Annotated in this window: 11 protein-coding genes; 5 read left to right on the top strand and 6 right to left on the bottom strand. The window is 69.6% G+C overall.

Annotated features, from left to right (window positions below; all coding sequences use genetic code 11):
• Window positions 1–31: 31 nt before the first annotated feature.
• The 3 genes from ACGTNF_RS14575 to prlC all read right to left on the bottom strand — a co-directional run bounded on the left by ACGTNF_RS14575 (window position 32) and on the right by prlC (window position 3861).
• Entirely contained in the window at window positions 32–1009 is a 978-nt protein-coding gene (locus ACGTNF_RS14575; protein ID WP_152477879.1) for a TAXI family TRAP transporter solute-binding subunit, read from the bottom strand.
• 425 nt (window positions 1010–1434) lie between these two features.
• Window positions 1435–1677 carry a YheV family putative zinc ribbon protein gene (locus tag ACGTNF_RS14570; RefSeq protein WP_035597144.1) on the bottom strand — a complete coding sequence of 81 codons (243 nt, stop codon included), beginning with the start codon at window positions 1675–1677 and terminating at the stop codon, window positions 1435–1437.
• Window positions 1678–1812: 135 nt separating this feature from the next.
• Window positions 1813–3861, bottom strand: coding sequence for an oligopeptidase A (gene prlC, locus ACGTNF_RS14565; RefSeq protein WP_394602295.1), 2049 nt, complete (start codon window positions 3859–3861; stop codon window positions 1813–1815).
• Window positions 3862–3969: 108 nt separating this feature from the next.
• On the opposite strand from prlC, the gene ACGTNF_RS14560 reads away from it, so the two are divergent.
• The 3 genes from ACGTNF_RS14560 to ACGTNF_RS14550 all read left to right on the top strand — a co-directional run bounded on the left by ACGTNF_RS14560 (window position 3970) and on the right by ACGTNF_RS14550 (window position 6935).
• Window positions 3970–5310 (top strand): sodium-dependent transporter, encoded by a 1341-nt coding sequence (locus tag ACGTNF_RS14560; protein WP_394602294.1) that lies wholly within the window; start codon window positions 3970–3972, stop codon window positions 5308–5310.
• Window positions 5311–5326: 16 nt separating this feature from the next.
• Window positions 5327–5872 carry a gamma carbonic anhydrase family protein gene (locus tag ACGTNF_RS14555; RefSeq protein WP_394602293.1) on the top strand — a complete coding sequence of 182 codons (546 nt, stop codon included), beginning with the start codon at window positions 5327–5329 and terminating at the stop codon, window positions 5870–5872.
• 391 nt (window positions 5873–6263) lie between these two features.
• Entirely contained in the window at window positions 6264–6935 is a 672-nt protein-coding gene (locus tag ACGTNF_RS14550; RefSeq protein WP_152477883.1) for a metal-dependent hydrolase, read from the top strand.
• On the opposite strand, the gene ACGTNF_RS14545 is transcribed toward ACGTNF_RS14550, so the two are convergent.
• From ACGTNF_RS14545 to ACGTNF_RS14535, 3 genes are read right to left on the bottom strand one after another with little or no spacing between them, the layout of a single operon-like run.
• On the bottom strand, window positions 6911–8293 hold the full coding sequence (locus ACGTNF_RS14545) for a sigma-54-dependent transcriptional regulator (RefSeq protein WP_394602292.1): 1383 nt from the start codon (window positions 8291–8293) through the stop codon (window positions 6911–6913). The two genes, ACGTNF_RS14550 and ACGTNF_RS14545, sit on opposite strands and share 25 nt — an antisense overlap.
• Window positions 8286–10202: a sensor histidine kinase gene (locus tag ACGTNF_RS14540; protein ID WP_394602291.1), complete on the bottom strand. Its 1917-nt coding sequence runs from the start codon at window positions 10200–10202 to the stop codon at window positions 8286–8288. Before ACGTNF_RS14540 ends, ACGTNF_RS14545 begins: the two co-directional genes overlap by 8 nt.
• A gap of 7 nt (window positions 10203–10209) precedes the next feature.
• Window positions 10210–10983, bottom strand: coding sequence for a GntR family transcriptional regulator (locus ACGTNF_RS14535; RefSeq protein WP_152477886.1), 774 nt, complete (start codon window positions 10981–10983; stop codon window positions 10210–10212).
• A 395-nt stretch (window positions 10984–11378) separates the two neighbouring features.
• Between ACGTNF_RS14535 and lldD the strand changes: the two genes are divergently transcribed.
• Both lldD and ACGTNF_RS14525 read left to right on the top strand, forming a co-directional pair.
• On the top strand, window positions 11379–12539 hold the full coding sequence (gene lldD, locus ACGTNF_RS14530; RefSeq protein WP_394602290.1) for an FMN-dependent L-lactate dehydrogenase LldD: 1161 nt from the start codon (window positions 11379–11381) through the stop codon (window positions 12537–12539).
• A gap of 83 nt (window positions 12540–12622) precedes the next feature.
• Window positions 12623–14353 (top strand): PPC domain-containing protein, encoded by a 1731-nt coding sequence (locus ACGTNF_RS14525; RefSeq protein WP_394602289.1) that lies wholly within the window; start codon window positions 12623–12625, stop codon window positions 14351–14353.
• Window positions 14354–14871: the final 518 nt, after the last annotated feature.

The raw sequence follows: 14871 nt of genomic DNA, 5'->3' as shown, positions 1-14871 counted from the left end.
GGTGGCGCGGGGTCGCGGGACGGTCAATGGATCAGAGCTGCTGGTCTTCCGGGATCTCGTAGCCGTTTTCCTCGTACCAGCGCACGGCGCCGGGGTGGAACGGCAGCACGGTGTTGTACTGGATGTTCTCCGGCACGCTGAACTGGGCGCTGCGGTGGATGTCGCGCATGCGGTCGTTGTTTTCCAGGCTCAGCTTGGTGATCTCGTAGACGAAGTCCTCGGGCAGGTCACAGCCACCGATGGTGAAGTTCCACATGGAGACCGCCTGGGCGTCTTCCTCGAGGGTCTGGTAGGTACTGGCCGGGATCTGGAACGGCGAGACCGGGAAGGCGTCGACGATCTGCTGCTGCTCTTCCTCGGTGAACTCGATGATGTTGACGTCGGTCTGCACCTCGAGCTGGCTGACGGCTGGCACCGGGATGCCCGCGGCGAAGGCGATGACGTCGATCAGGCCGTCCTGCAGCTGGCCGCCGAGGTCGTTCCAGCCGCCGTTGCGGCGCTCGAAGTCCACGCCCAGCTCCTCGAGGATCTTGGGGAAGTAGGTGTCGGACGTGGAGGCCGCCGGGCCGAAGCCGATGGTGGCGCCGTCGGGAATGTCGGAGATCGACTCGATGCCGCTGTCGGCCAGGGTAGTGATGGAGAACGGGGTCTCGTACATCGGGAACAGCGCGCAGACGTTGTCCATCGGCACGCCGGGGGCCAGCGGGCTCTTGCCGGCCTTCGCCTCGGCGGCCGGCCCCATGGTGGTCAGGCCCAGGGCCAGGTCACCGGTGTGCACCAGCGCCAGGTTCTGGTTGGGGCCGCCGGTCACTTCGCCGCCGCCGGAGAGGCCCAGCTCGTCGGCGATCATGTTGGCCCAGCCGGAGCCGTAGACGAAGTAGGTGCCGCCCTGGCTGGCGGTGCCCACGGTGAAGCTCTCCGGCCATTCGCTGCGATCGGCCTGGGCGGCGCCGGCGACCAGCATGGCGCCGGCCAGGGAGCCGGTGAGGATCCGGGTGGTGGTGGACATGGCGTTTCTCCCGTCGGGATTGTTCATTGTGGTCGGTCCGAGCGGAGAGTGCTCGGGCCGGCTTGCGACGCCCAGATAACAGCAATGGCCGTTCCACAACGGGAAAACTTTCTTTAATTCATAAAGTTGAAAAATGATGCTTCGACCTTGGTCGAAAGCTCGAGGGCGGGGAAATTCCGGGAATCCGCACACGGCCGCGTCGTCTGCGTGCGGAATCCCGCACACGGCTCGGCCGTCGGCGCTCGGCGGGGTCAGGACCTCCCGCAGGCGGGGTGGAGCTCGGGCATCGGCGGTAAGGCCTGCCAGGCCTCGAGCCGCTCGGCCGGTACCCGCGGCGGCATGGCGCCGCCGGCCGGGTCGATCGGGAGGCCTGGTACAGGGCGGTCAGCCGCCGGCCAGGGGCGGGCCGCGGCGAACACGGGGGCTCAGCCCTTGGGGTCGAGGATCTTGACGGTCTGCAGGTCGTCGGCCTGGGGCTCGCTCGGCTCGCGGTTGACCCGGGTCTCGAGCTCGGGCATCGCCTGTTCCTCGATGGGCAGCTGTTCGAAGAAGTCGCAGCTCACGCACTCGCGGTAGCGGATGCCGTGCTGCTCCCAGCTGCGGATGCGATCCATCTCGGCGCAGCGCGGGCAGATGGCACCGGCGATAAAGCGTTTCTGGGTGGCCATGAGGCCTCCTGGGAATCGATGAGTGTGGCGTGTCACGGGCACGTCGTGCCGTCATTCTAACCGACACGGCGCGCCGGGGTGGGCCGGCGCGCCGTGTCGATGCCGTCGGTCAGGCGGCCGTCTCGGGCCGCTTGATCAGGCCGCCCGGATGCCGCTGTGGCGCAGCAGCGGCTCGACGCTGGGCTCGCGGCCGCGGAAGGCGCGGAACAGCGCCGCGGCGTCGCGGGAGCCGCCGCGTTCGAGGATCTCGGTGCGGAAGCGACGGCCGGTCTCGGGGTCGAAGATGCCGGCCTCCTCGAAGGCGCTCCAGGCATCGGCAGACAGCACCTCGGCCCACTTGTAGCTGTAGTAGCCCGCCGCATAGCCGCCGGCGAAGATGTGGCCGAAGCCGTTCTGGAAGCGGTTGAAGGGCGAGCGCGGCACCACCGAGACGTCGTCGCGCACGGCGTCGAGCAGCGCCTGGATATCGCCGGCGGAGGGCGCGGCGGCCTCGCGGTGCAGGCGGAAGTCGAACAGCGAGAACTCGAGCTGGCGCGCCATGCCCATCGCCGACTGGAAGTTCTTGGCCGCCAGCAGCTTGTCGAACAGTTCCGCCGGCAGCGGCTCGCCGGTGTCGACGTGGCCGGCGATCAGGTCGAGGCCCTCGCGCTCCCAGCAGTAGTTCTCCATGAACTGGCTGGGCAGTTCCACCGCGTCCCAGGCCACGCCGTTGATGCCGGAGATGTCGGCGACGGTCTGGCGGGTCAGCATGTGGTGCAGGCCGTGGCCGAACTCGTGGAACAGGGTGGTGACCTCGTCGTGGGTCAGCAGCGCCGGGGCGTCGCCCACCGGGCGGGTGAAGTTGCAGGTCAGGTAGGCCACCGGCAGCTGCAGCGCGTCGCCCTCCAGGCGCCGCACCCGGCACTCGTCCATCCAGGCGCCGCCGCGCTTGCCTTCGCGGGCGTAGAGGTCGAGGTAGAAGCCGGCGATCGGCGCACCGTCGTCGAGGATGCGGAAGTAGCGCACGTCGGGATGGTAGCGCGGGGCGTCCTCGTCTTCCTCGAAGGTCACGCCGTAGAGCCGCTCGACCACCTGGAACAGGCCGTCGACCACCCGCGGCGCGGGGAAGTAGGGGCGAAGCTGCTCCTGTGAGATGGCGAAGCGCGCCTCGCGCAGCTTCTCGCTGGCGTAGCCCACGTCCCAGGGCTCGAGGGCGGCCAGGCCCAGCTCGCCGCGGGCGAAGGCGGCCAGTTCGTCGAACTCCTCGCGGGCCTGGGGTACGGCGCGTTCGGCGAGGTCGTCGAGGAAGCCGATCACCTGTTCGGGGGTCTCGGCCATCTTGGTGGCCAGCGAGTAGTCGGCATAGGTGGCGAAGCCCAGCAGCTCGGCCAGCTCGCGGCGCAGCGCCAGGGTCTCCTCCATCACCGGGGCGTTGTCGAACTCGCCGGCGTTGGGGCCCTCGTCGGAGGCGCGGGTGACGAAGGCGGTGTAGACCTCGCGGCGCAGCTCGCGGTCGTCGGCGTGGGTCATCACCGGCAGGAAGCTGGGGAAGTCCAGGGTGATGCGGTAGCCCTCGCGGCCCTTGGCCTCGGCGTTGGCCGCCAGCGTGGCCAGCGCGCTCTCGGGCAGGCCGGCCAGCCGGGTGGCGTCCGGCAGGTCCAGGTGCCAGGCCTGGGTGGCGTCCAGCAGCTGGTTGGAGAAGGTGTTGGCGAGGCTCGACAGCCGCGACTGGATCTCGCCGTAGCGGCGCTTCTGCTCGGGGGGCAGGTCGACGCCGGCCAGGCGGAAGTCGCGCAGGGCGTTGTCCACGGTGCGGCGCTGGCCTTCGTCGAGTTCGGCCCAGGCCGGGCCGTCCTTGAGCGCCTGCCAGGCGCGGAACAGCCCCTCGTGCTGGCCGAGCCAGGTGCTGTAGTCGGAGAGCAGGCCGAGGCTGGTCTCGTAGGCCTGGCGCAGCGCCTCGTTGTTCATGGTGCCGTTGAGGTGCGAGACCGGCGACCAGGCCCGGGACAGGCGGTCGTTCAGCGCCTCCAGCGGCGCGGCCAGGGTCTCCCAGGTCGGCGTTTCCCGCTCGGCCCGGGCCACCAGGGCCTCGATGGCCTCGCGGTTCTCCGCCAGCAGCGTCTCGATGGCCGGCACCACGTGCTCGGGGCGGATCTCGGCGAAGGGCGGCAGGGTGTGGGCGTCGAGCAGGGGGTTCGTGGACATGCGCACCTCGGAAAGGATGGGATAACAGCGCTTAGATGCGGGCGGTCGGGCCGGGTTTCAATGTGCTAGGCTTGGCGCCCTTTGCAACTTCAGGCCGGAGACGAGGCGATGAACGAGACCCTGGAGCGCTGGAGCAGCCGCCGCGCCTTCATCCTGGCGGTGACCGGGGCCGCGGTGGGGCTGGGCAACATCTGGCGCTTTCCCTATATCACCGGCGAGAACGGCGGCGCCGCCTTCCTGCTGCTCTATGTGGTCTTCGTGGCGCTGCTGGGGCTGCCGGTGATGATGGCCGAGATCCTGATCGGCCGCGCCGGGCGCAGGAGCCCGATGCAGTCGCTCAGCCATCTGGCGGCCCAGGCCGGACACAGCCGCCACTGGCGCTGGCTGGGGCTGTTCGGCGCCTTCACGGTGTTCTGCATCCTGTCCTTCTACTCGGTGGTCTCGGGCTGGTCCATCGAGTTCCTCGTCTCGTCGATCAACGGCGACTTCGTCGGCCAGGACGCCGCCAGCATCGGCGCCGGCTTCGATGCCTTCCTCGCCGACCCCGCCCGCATGACCTTCAACCACACCCTGTTCCTGGTGATGACCATGCTGGTGGTGGCCGCCGGGGTGACCAAGGGCCTGGAGCGGCTCAACAACATGCTGATGCCGCTGCTCTACCTGCTGCTGCTGGTGCTGGCCGGCCACGCCGCCACCACCAGCGGCTTCGGCCCGGCGCTGGCCTGGCTGTTCACGCCGGACCTGTCGGCGATGACGCCGATGGTGATGATCCATGCCATGGGCCATGCCTTCTTCACCCTGGCGGTGGGCGCCTGCGCGCTGATGGCCTACGGCGCCTACATGCCGGACCACCAGAGCCTGCCGCGGGCGGCGGCCGGGGTCGCGGTGCTGGACGTGACCGTCGCCTTGCTGGCCGGCATCGCCATCTTCTCGGTGGTGTTCGCCCAGGGCATGGACCCGGCCGAGGGCCCGGGGCTGATGTTCGTGACCCTGCCAGTGGCCTTCGCCGACCTGCCGTTCGGCGCCTTCTGGCTGTCGCTGTTCTTCCTGCTGCTGCTGCTGGCCACCTGGACCTCGTCGATCAACCTCGCCGAGCCGATGGTCGCCACCCTGCAGGGCTGGGGGCTGAAGCGCGGCCAGGCCGCCGCCGCGGTGGGGGTGACGGTATGGCTGGTCGGCCTGCTGTCGGTGCTGTCGTTCTCGTCGCTGGCCGACGTCCATGTGCTGTTCGGCATGAACGTCTTCGAACTGGTGACCACGGTGCCGCCGGAGATCTTCCTGCCGGTCGGCGGCGCGCTGATCGCGGTGTTCGCCGCCTGGGTGCTGCCCGAGGTGGAAGCGCTGCGGGCCCTGGACGCCGGGCCCACCGGCTTTCGCGTGTGGCGCACCACGGTGCGCTGGGTGTCGATTCCGCTGACGCTGGTAGTATTGATCTCCGGACTGATCTGACGACGGGAGGCGTGTGATGAGCGAAGCCAAGACCCTGAGGCCCTGGAAGGGCACGAGCCCGCAGCTGGGCGAGCGCGTCTACATCGACCCGGCCTGCACGGTGCTGGGCGACGTGGTGCTGGGCGACGACTGCTCGGTGTGGCCGATGGCGGTGATCCGCGGCGACATGCACCGCATCCGCATCGGCCGGCGGGTGAGCATCCAGGACGGCAGCGTGCTGCACATCACCCACGCCAGCGACTTCAACCCGGACGGCTTCCCGCTGACCGTCGGCGACGACGTCACCGTCGGCCACAAGGCGATCCTTCACGGCTGCACCCTGGGCAGCCGCATCCTGGTGGGCATGGGCGCCATCGTGATGGACGGCGTGGTGGTCGAGGACGAGGTGATTATCGCCGCCGGCGCCGTGGTGCCGCCGGGCAAGCGCCTGGAGGGCGGCCACGTCTACGCCGGCAACCCGGCCAAGGCGCTGCGCCCGATCAAGGACAAGGAGCGCGCCTTCTTCCCCTATACCGCCGGCAACTACGTCAAGCTGAAGGACGAGTATCTGGCGCAGGACTGACGCTCTGTGTCGCTTTAAGCGTGCTGCGAATACCGAAGTGAGCCGAGGGCGGGCCGAAGAGAACCTCCTGCGCCAGGGGTGAGGAGGACGCCTCCGAACGGGCTGGCCATGGATGGCCAGCCCAGGGCCTGCAAGCGTAGCGGGACGCGATAGCGCCGCAGGGCGCCGGGAGCTACAGGGACGTATTCCTGCGTGTCCGGAAGGCCGGCCCCGCTCGCAGGCCCGCCCGCGGCGTTCAGGAACTGTTGAGCCGGTTCGATAGCTCGTCCCGGCCGGGCATCTCCGGGCAAGCCGGATGTGCAATAAAGGCGTAACCCGCCAACCGCTTGTTTTCTTTGGCCATGCCGAGCGCTAAACTGTTGTTTTATCCAGTCAGCGAGGCGCCGCGGGCATGGCCGACTTCCGAACCCACCTCGGCGTGGCCGCGACCCTGGGCGCGGTGGTCGCCCACGGCGGCTGGCAGGCCGGGCTGTGGGCGTTCTCCGAGGGGTTGCCCGTCCTCGCGCTGATCACCCTCGGCGGCATCCTTCCCGACATCGACGCCGACCGCTCCAAGGCGATCCGCCTGATCTTCAACCTGCTGGCGATCCCGGCCGTGGTGGCCGGGGCGCTGTGGCTGCAGGGCCGCATGGAACCGGGCCCGATGATGGTGGCCTGCGGCGGCATCTACCTGGCGGTGCGCTATCTGGGCGGGGCGCTGTTCTGCCGCTTTACCGTGCATCGCGGCATCTGGCACTCGCTGCTGGCCGCGGCGCTGTGCGGGCTGACCGCCACCGCGCTCAGCCATCGGCTGTTCGCGCTGCCCGACCGGCAGGCCTGGGTCTATGGCGCGGCGCTGGCGCTGGGCTTCGTGATCCACCTGCTGCTCGACGAGCTGTACAGCGTCGATCTTACCGGGGCGCGCCTCAAGCGCTCCTTCGGCACCGCGCTCAAGCCCTTCGACTGGCGCCAGCCCGGCAACTCGCTGGCCATGCTGGCGGTGATCGCGAGCCTCTCCCCCTGGCTGCCGCCCTGGCAGCCGCTGGTCGACCTAGTGGCTCAGGGCTCGGCGTTCTGGCGGTAGTCCTCGGCCCTCAGGCCATGCTTCTTCAGCTTGTCGTAGAGCGTCTTGCGCGGCACGTCCAGGGCGTCGCAGACCTCGCTGACGCGGCCCTGATGGCGGGCCAGGGCCTGGCTGATCAGGCTCTTCTCGAACAGCTCCACCTGCCGCGGCAGCGGCAGCTCGCCGCCCTCGTTGTCGCCGCCTTCCAGCAGCGCCTCCAGCCGGTAGTCGCAGGTCACGCCCAGCAGCACGTAGCGCTCGGCGAGGTTGCGCAGCTCGCGCACGTTGCCCGGCCAGTCGTGGGCCAGTAGCGCCGAGGTGCCGGCGGCGTCCAGCGGCGGCGCCTCCAGGCCGCTGCGGTTGGCGGCCACCACCGCGAAGTGCTGGAACAGCAGCGGGATGTCCTCGCGGCGCTCGCGCAGCGGCGGGATCGGCAGGGTCACCACGTTGAGCCGGTAGTAGAGGTCCTCGCGGAAGTCACCGGCCTCGGCGGCGGTCTTGAGGTCGACCTTGGTGGCGGCGATCACGCGGATGTCGAGGGGGACCGCCTGGTTGGAGCCCAGCCGCTCGATGCTGCGCTCCTGCAGCACCCGCAGCAGCTTGACCTGCAGCGACAGCGGCATGGACTCGATCTCGTCGAGGAACACGGTGCCGCCCTGGGCGTGCTCGAACTTGCCGATGCGCCGCTCCACGGCGCCGGTGAAGGCGCCCTTCTCGTGGCCGAACAGCTCCGACTCGATGGTGCTCTCCGGCACCGCGCCGCAGTTGATGGCGACGAAGGGGCGGCCGCCGCGGGCGCTGCGCTCATGGATGGCGCGGGCCACCAGGTCCTTGCCGGCGCCCGTCTCGCCGAACAACAGCACGTCGGCCTCGACCTGGCTGATGCGCTGGACCATCGAGGCCAGCCGCTGGATCGCCGGGGTGCGGCCGACCAGGCGCGGGCCGGGCGCCGACTGCTGGGCCTCGAGCTCGGCCTTGAGGGTGCGGTTCTCGAGGCTCAGTCGACGCTTGTCGATGCCGCGCCGCACCACTTCCACCAGATGCTCGCCGGCGAAGGGTTTCTCGAGGAAGTCCCAGGCGCCGTCGCGCATCGCCGCCACCGCGGTGGAGACGTCGCCGTGGCCGGTGATCAGCACCACCGGCAGGTCCGGGTCGTGGTGGCGGATCTCGCGCAGCAGCGCCATGCCGTCCATGCCGGGCATGCGGATGTCGCTGATCACCACGCCGGGGAAGTCCGGCGTCAGCGCCGCCAGGGCGTCCTCGGCGCGCTCGAAGGCCTGGGGCGCGTAGCCGGCCAGCTCCAGGGTCTGGCCGGCGGTGATGCGCAGGTGTGCCTCGTCGTCGATGATCATCACCGGGGTCGCCGGGGACTCATGCATGGGATTGCCGCTCCTCGCTGGATGCCGGGGTGTCGGTGCCCGCGTCGCGGGGCAGGGTGATGGTGAAGCGGGCACCGCCCTCGGCGCCGTTGGCGACCTCGAGGCGACCGCCCAGGTCGTCGATGATACGCGCCGAGATCGACAGGCCCAGCCCCAGGCCGCTGCCGGCGGCCTTGGTGGTGTAGAAGGGCTCGAAGATACGCGACAGCCGATCCTCGGCGATGCCGGGACCGTTATCGGCTACCGCCAGGCGCACCCGGTCGCCCTCGGCGGCGATCTCGAGGATCAGCCGCGGCGCCGGTGTCTCGGCCATGGCCTGCAGGGCGTTGCCGATCAGGTTGACCAGCACCTGCTCGAGGCGCACCGGGTCGGCGCGCACCCAGAGTTCGTCGTCGGGCCAGCGGCGCGCCACCGCCACGTCGCCCTCGCCGAGCCGGGCCTGGAACAGCCTCAGGGCGTAGTCGAAGCAGGATGTGACCGAGACGGCGGTCAGGCTGTCGCCGCTCTTGCGCGAGAACTGGCGCAGCTGGGCGCTGATCTCGGCCATGCGTTCGGTGAGCTCGACGATCTGGCCGAGGTTGGCGTCGGCGGCCTCGCTGCGGCTGCGGGCGATGAAGGCGCGGGCGTTCTCGGCGTAGGCGCGGATCGCCGCCAGCGGCTGGTTGAGTTCGTGATTGATGCCGGCGGCCAGCTGGCCGAGCACCGCCAGCTTGGCGGCCTGGACCAGCTCGTCGCGGGTCTCGCGCAGGCGCTGTTCGGCCAGGCGACGCTCCTCGATCTCGTCGGACAGCCGGCGATTGCTGGCCGTCAGGTCGCGGGTGCGCGCCTCGACGTGGCGCTCCAGTTCGTCGCGGGCCTGGGCCAGGGTGCGGCGTTCGCGCTCGGCGAAGCGTTCGCGCTCGCGACGCAGCCGCCGGCGTTGCCAGCCGATACCGCCGCCCAGCGCCACCAGGCCGTAGAGGCCTCCCGCCAGCGCCGCGGCCAGCCACTGGGCATCGACCACGGGGGTGAGCGGCTTGAGGATGTGCATGTCCCAGCCGAAGGTGGGCATGGCGCGGGTCAGGCTCAGATAGCGCTCGCCGGCCAGCGGGCCTTCGGTGAAGTCCACCACCCGGGTGCGCTCGCCGCGGCGTTCGCGTTCGCGCAGGCCGGTGGGCGGCAGGGGCGCGTCGCCGTAGCGCCGCGAGGCGTGCAGGTCCGCGAGCTTGGCCTCGTCGAGGGGCTCGATGGCGGTGAGGCGCAGCTCCTGCCGGCTGGCCATGAACACCACGCCGTCGTTGTCGGTGACCAGCAGTTCGGCGTCCTGTTCGGCCCAGCTCTCCTCCACGCGGTGCAGCAGCACCTTGAGCACCATGACCCCGTCGGGGCGGGCGTTCGGGGCGGTGTCGTCGAGCCAGATCGGTGCCGAGAAATAGTAGCCGCGCTCCTGGGACTGCACCCCGAGGCCGAAGAAGCGGCCGGCGCGCCCCTGCATGGCCTCCTGATAGTAGCGGCGGAAGCGGTAGTTCTGGCCGATGAAGGTGTCGGCGCGGTGCCAGTTGCTGGCCGCCAGGGTGTCGCCGAAGCGGTCGAGCAGGTAGATGTCGGAGACGTCGGCGGTGGCGCGGAAACGGTCGAACAGCCGATTGAGCGGCATCGGGTCCTGCCGGGTCGGCGTCGCCAGGAAGCGCTTCACGGCCTCCCGCGAGGCCAGCAGCTCGGGCAGGTAGTCGTGGCGCGACAGATGCCCGGTGAGCCCGGCCACCGACAGGCGTAGCTCGTTCTCGGCGTCGTCGTGCAGCGCCTGCAGCGCCTGTTCGCGGGCGACCTGGGCGGTCTGCCACAGGCACAGCGCCAGTCCGGCCAGCCCGATCACGGCCAGCAGCAGGCGCAGGTGGCGGCGACGAGGCGGCGGCGAGGCGGTCGTCATGCGTCTTTCAGGCATCGGCCGCCGGCATCGACTGGGCGCGACGCAGCGAGCGCTGGGCTCGGGTCTCGGCGCGGGCCGCGGCCAGCAGGTTCTCCTCCACGTAGACCAGGTGGTCGTGGGCGCAGGCGCGGGCTTCCTCGGCGCGGCCCTGGAGGATGGCATCGAGCAGCGCGCGGTGCTGGGCCATCAGCCGCTCGCGGGCGTCGGGCTTGGCGAACAGCTGTGCGAGGTTGTCGACGATGCTCTTCTCGAGCAGGTGGAAGATGCCGCGGATGGTGTGCAGCAGCATCACGTTGTGGGCGGCCTCGGCGATGGCCAGGTGGAAGGCGGCGTCGGCCTTGGCCTCCTCGGCCGGGTCCTGGGCGAGGAAGCGGGCCTCGAGCTCCTCGAAGCGCTGCAGCAGCACCGCCTTGTCGGTGGGCGTGGCGCGCAGCGCGGCGTAGTAGGCGGAGAGCCCTTCCATGGCGTCGCGGAACTCGAGCAGGTCGAGGTGGAACTCGCCGTGGCGCGAGAGCATCTCCAGCAGCGGGTCGCTGTAGCCGCTGTGCAGGTCCTCGGTGATGAAGGTGCCGCCGCCCTGGCGGCTGTGCAGCAGGCCGCGGGCGGCGAGCTTCTGGATCGCCTCGCGCAGCGAGGGGCGCGAGACGCCGAAGCGTTCGGCCAGCTCGCGCTCCGGTGGCAGGCGCTGGCCGGGCTTGAGGCTGCCCTCGAGGATCAGTGCCTCGAGGCGTTCGGTGATCACGTCGGCGAGGCGCGGCTGGCGCAGGGGGTGGTAGGACATGGCGGCGTTCCTGGGCGCGAGGGCTTTCGGCGCATGGTAGCGTCATTCAATTGGTATTACCAATATGGCGCGTTTTCTGCCGCCTGCCATTATGCTGGTTTTTCAAGGGCTTGCGGGGCGTCTTTCATGGTTTAATACCAAGGTATAAGCGCATTCGTCGGCCAGGGTTTTGACACCCTCGTGGTCGGGCCATAGGGTGCGGTAACCAGTCGATGTCAATTGGTTTGACCAATCATGACTCATGAGGCGTCGATCGACCCGCGCTGTGCCGAAGTGCCGCCCGACTGGAGAGATTTCCTTGCGCCCGCGTGCGCCCGCGCCGATGACCTTCCAGGCCTCGTCGCGGAGCCCGCGCCGGCCTTCATCGATCGCTCATCCATTGTACAGGGCCCGCCATGATCATCTCCGCCGCCACGGACTATCGCCAGGCCGCCAAGCGTCGCATTCCGCCCTTCCTCTTTCACTACGCCGACGGGGGCGCCTATGCCGAGCATACGCTCCGGCGCAACGTCGAGGACCTCGGCGAGGTCGGCCTGCGCCAGCGCGTGCTGAAGGACATGTCCTCGCTGTCGCTCGAGACCGAGCTGTTCGGCGAGTCCATGGCCATGCCGGTCGCCCTGGCGCCCGTGGGGCTGGCCGGCATGTACGCCCGGCGGGGCGAGGTGCAGGCGGCCCGGGCCGCGGCGGGGAAGGGCATCCCGTTCACGCTGTCCACGGTATCGGTCTGCCCCATCGATGAGGTCGCCTCGGCCCTGGATCGTCCCCTCTGGTTCCAGCTCTACGTGCTGAAGGACCGCGGCTTCATGAAGCATGTGCTGGAGCGGGCCAAGGCCGCCGGCGTGAAGACGCTGGTCTTCACCGTCGACATGCCGGTGCCCGGGGCGCGCTATCGCGATGCCCATTCCGGCATGAGCGGCAAGCACGGCGGCATCCGGCGCATGCTGCAGGCCATGACCCGCCCTGCCTGGGCCTGGGACGTGGGTATTCACGGTCGTCCTCACGATCTGGGCAACGTCTCGGACTACCGCGGCCAGCCGACGGAGCTCGAGGACTATATCGCCTGGCTCGGCAACAACTTCGATCCCTCCATCTCGTGGAAGGACCTGGAGTGGATTCGCGAGTTCTGGGACGGCCCGATGATCATCAAGGGCATCCTCGACCCCGAGGACGCCCGCGACGCGGTGCGCTTCGGTGCCGACGGCATCGTGGTCTCCAACCACGGCGGCCGCCAGCTGGATGGCGTGCCGTCCTCCGCCCGCGCGCTGCCGGCCATCGCAGACGCGGTGAAGGGCGACCTGGCGATCCTGGCCGACTCCGGCATCCGCAGCGGGCTGGATGTGGTGCGCATGGTCGCCATGGGCGCCGACAGCGTGCTGCTGGGGCGCGCCTTCATCTATGCGCTGGCCACCGCCGGCGAGGCGGGCGTGGCCCACCTGCTCGAGCTGATCGACAAGGAGATGCGCGTGGCCATGACGCTCACCGGCGCACGCACCATCGCCGATCTCGGGCCGGAGTCGCTGGTGACCGAGGCGCGCCTGCGTGGCGGCGATGCCTGAGACCCCTCGATAGGCCGCGTTTTCCGCTATAGTGCGGCTGTCCCGCCCCTGCGGGACATCGTCACTACGTAGGGAGACATGACGTGGACATTCAAGGAACTCGGCGCCTCGGCGTCTCATCGGGCCGCCTGCTGGCGGGCCTGGTCGGGCTCACTCTGCTGGCAGGCTGCGGCGACGACGAGGCGCGCTTCGTCTCGGCGCCTGAGATGCAGGCCGGCGACAGCATCGAAGGCGAGCTGACCTCGACCAGCCCGGTCAATCTCAACAACGGCACGCGCCATTCGGCACACTGGATGTGCGGCAGCGGCGAGGCGGAGCGCTATCGCTACACGCTGGACGCGCCCTTCGCCGCCTCGCTGGCGGCCTTCGACGACGAGGGGCACTGGATCGGCTCGGCCGAGAGCGGCCCCGATGGCGAGCCGGCGATCCTGCTGAGCGCGCCCGAGGCGCAGCGCTGCACCCTGGTCGTGATCAACGGGCAGGATGGCGCCGCCTTCGGCCCCTACACGCTCGCGGCCGAGGCGGCCGAGGCGGCCGAGGCGGAAGAAGGGCTGGTGGCCGATCGGCCGCTGATCGGCCGGCTGGAAGACGGCGGCGGGGCCGAATACTCGCTCAGCCTGGACGCGCCCGCGCACCTCAACCTGGCGCTGTCCGGCGAGCAGGGGCTCGACATGCATCTCGCCGGCGAGGACGTGAATCAGCGGGCCGAGTCCTGCGCCCCCGGCGAGCTGCGCCTCGATGCCTACCTGGAGCCCGGCGACTACCGCGTCCGGCTGGGGCGGGCGGCCAAGCCCAACGTCGCGGCGACGGAGTGCGCCAGTCAGGTGCTGAGCACCGGCGGCGCCTATCAGCTGGTCGCCGAGCGGCGTGATCTCTCCGACGGGCGCCGCAACGGCGGGCCGCTGCGCGACGGGGATCGCATCAATGGCAGCCTCGAGGGTGGCGTGTCGAACACCTATACCCTGCATCTCGACGAGGCGGCCGAGGTGACCCTGGACCTCGGTTCCTCGGCCTTCGATGCCCTGCTGAACGTGACCGGCAGCGGCACCAATATCAGTAACGACGACGGCGGCATGGGCACCGATTCGCGGGTACAGACGGTGCTGATGGCCGGCGATTACCGCGTCGAGGTGACCAGCTACGACGGCACCGGCGGCGACTACGAGCTGTCCATGCGGCGCGGCGAGTTCGACGGTGAGCTTCGCAACGACGGGCCGATCGCCAGCGGCGAGGAAGTGCGCGGGCAGTACGTCGGCGTCGGCGAGAACCGCTATCGCTTCACCGTCGAGGAAACCGCCGAGGTGAACCTGGCGCTCGATTCGCTGGACTTCGACCCGGTGCTGTCTCTGCAGGGCGAGGGCGTCGAACTCCGCGACGACGACAGCGGCGGCGACCGCAACTCGCTGATCAACACCGTGCTGGAGCCCGGCACCTACACCCTGGAGGTGCAGAGCTACAGCGGCAGCGGCATCTATACCCTGAGCGCCGATGCCTCTCCCTTCGAGGGGCGCATGAGCGACGGTGGGGAAGTCGCGCCGGGCGAGACCGTCTACGGCCAGATGGCGCTCGGCGGGCGACTCTCCTACCGGCTGGTGGTGGAAGAGGCGCGCGACGTGGTGCTCGAAAGCACGTCCAGCGCCGTGGATACCGTCATGCGGCTGACCGGCAACGGCGTCGACGAGCAGAACGACGATGCCACCGGCCTCGGGTTCGGTTCGCGGATCTCTGAGCGCCTGCAGCCCGGCACCTACGAGGTGGAGATCAGCGCCTTCGGCAGCAACCGCGGCACGGTCCGTCTGTCCATCGGCGAATGATGCCGGCATCGGGGTGCCGTTCGGGCGGCACCCCGATGGTGCATGTTGATGGTGGCGAGAAAGTCCTTGCACCATCCCGGGGAAATCCGTAAAGTACGCATCCGCTGCCGGCGACGGGCAACGTTGCAGGCGGTGATGGGTGGAAGAAGCGCTTGTTTTTCTTGAGGTTTTTCGGCGGTTGTCGGAAAAGCTCGATTGACAAGGCCAGCGGAATCGGTAGAATGCCTGCCACTCGCTACGGTAGCCCGCTGAGGGCTCGATCGGAGGCCGCTTCAGTCGCTGAAGCCGCACGCTCGGTCATCCGCTTCGCTCTCTCGAGAGCTTGAAGATCACCGGTTGACACGACGCGTCGATCACGTAGAATACGCCTTCCTTGCGAGGCACTGGCCAGGCGGCCGGGAACGCAAGATGCTCTTCTCCAACACGAGTCGAGCTGCTCTTTAACAATCGATCAGATAATTCATGTGGGCGCTTGTCGGGATGTCGGTGACCAGTCACTAGATATCAAGACAAGCGAC

The organism is Halomonas sp. B23F22_10 (assembly GCF_043496975.1).
GTDB classification, from domain to species: domain Bacteria; phylum Pseudomonadota; class Gammaproteobacteria; order Pseudomonadales; family Halomonadaceae; genus Halomonas; species Halomonas smyrnensis.
The sequence above is the reverse complement of the archived record's forward strand: the minus strand, read 5'-3'. Positions and strand labels throughout refer to the sequence as shown.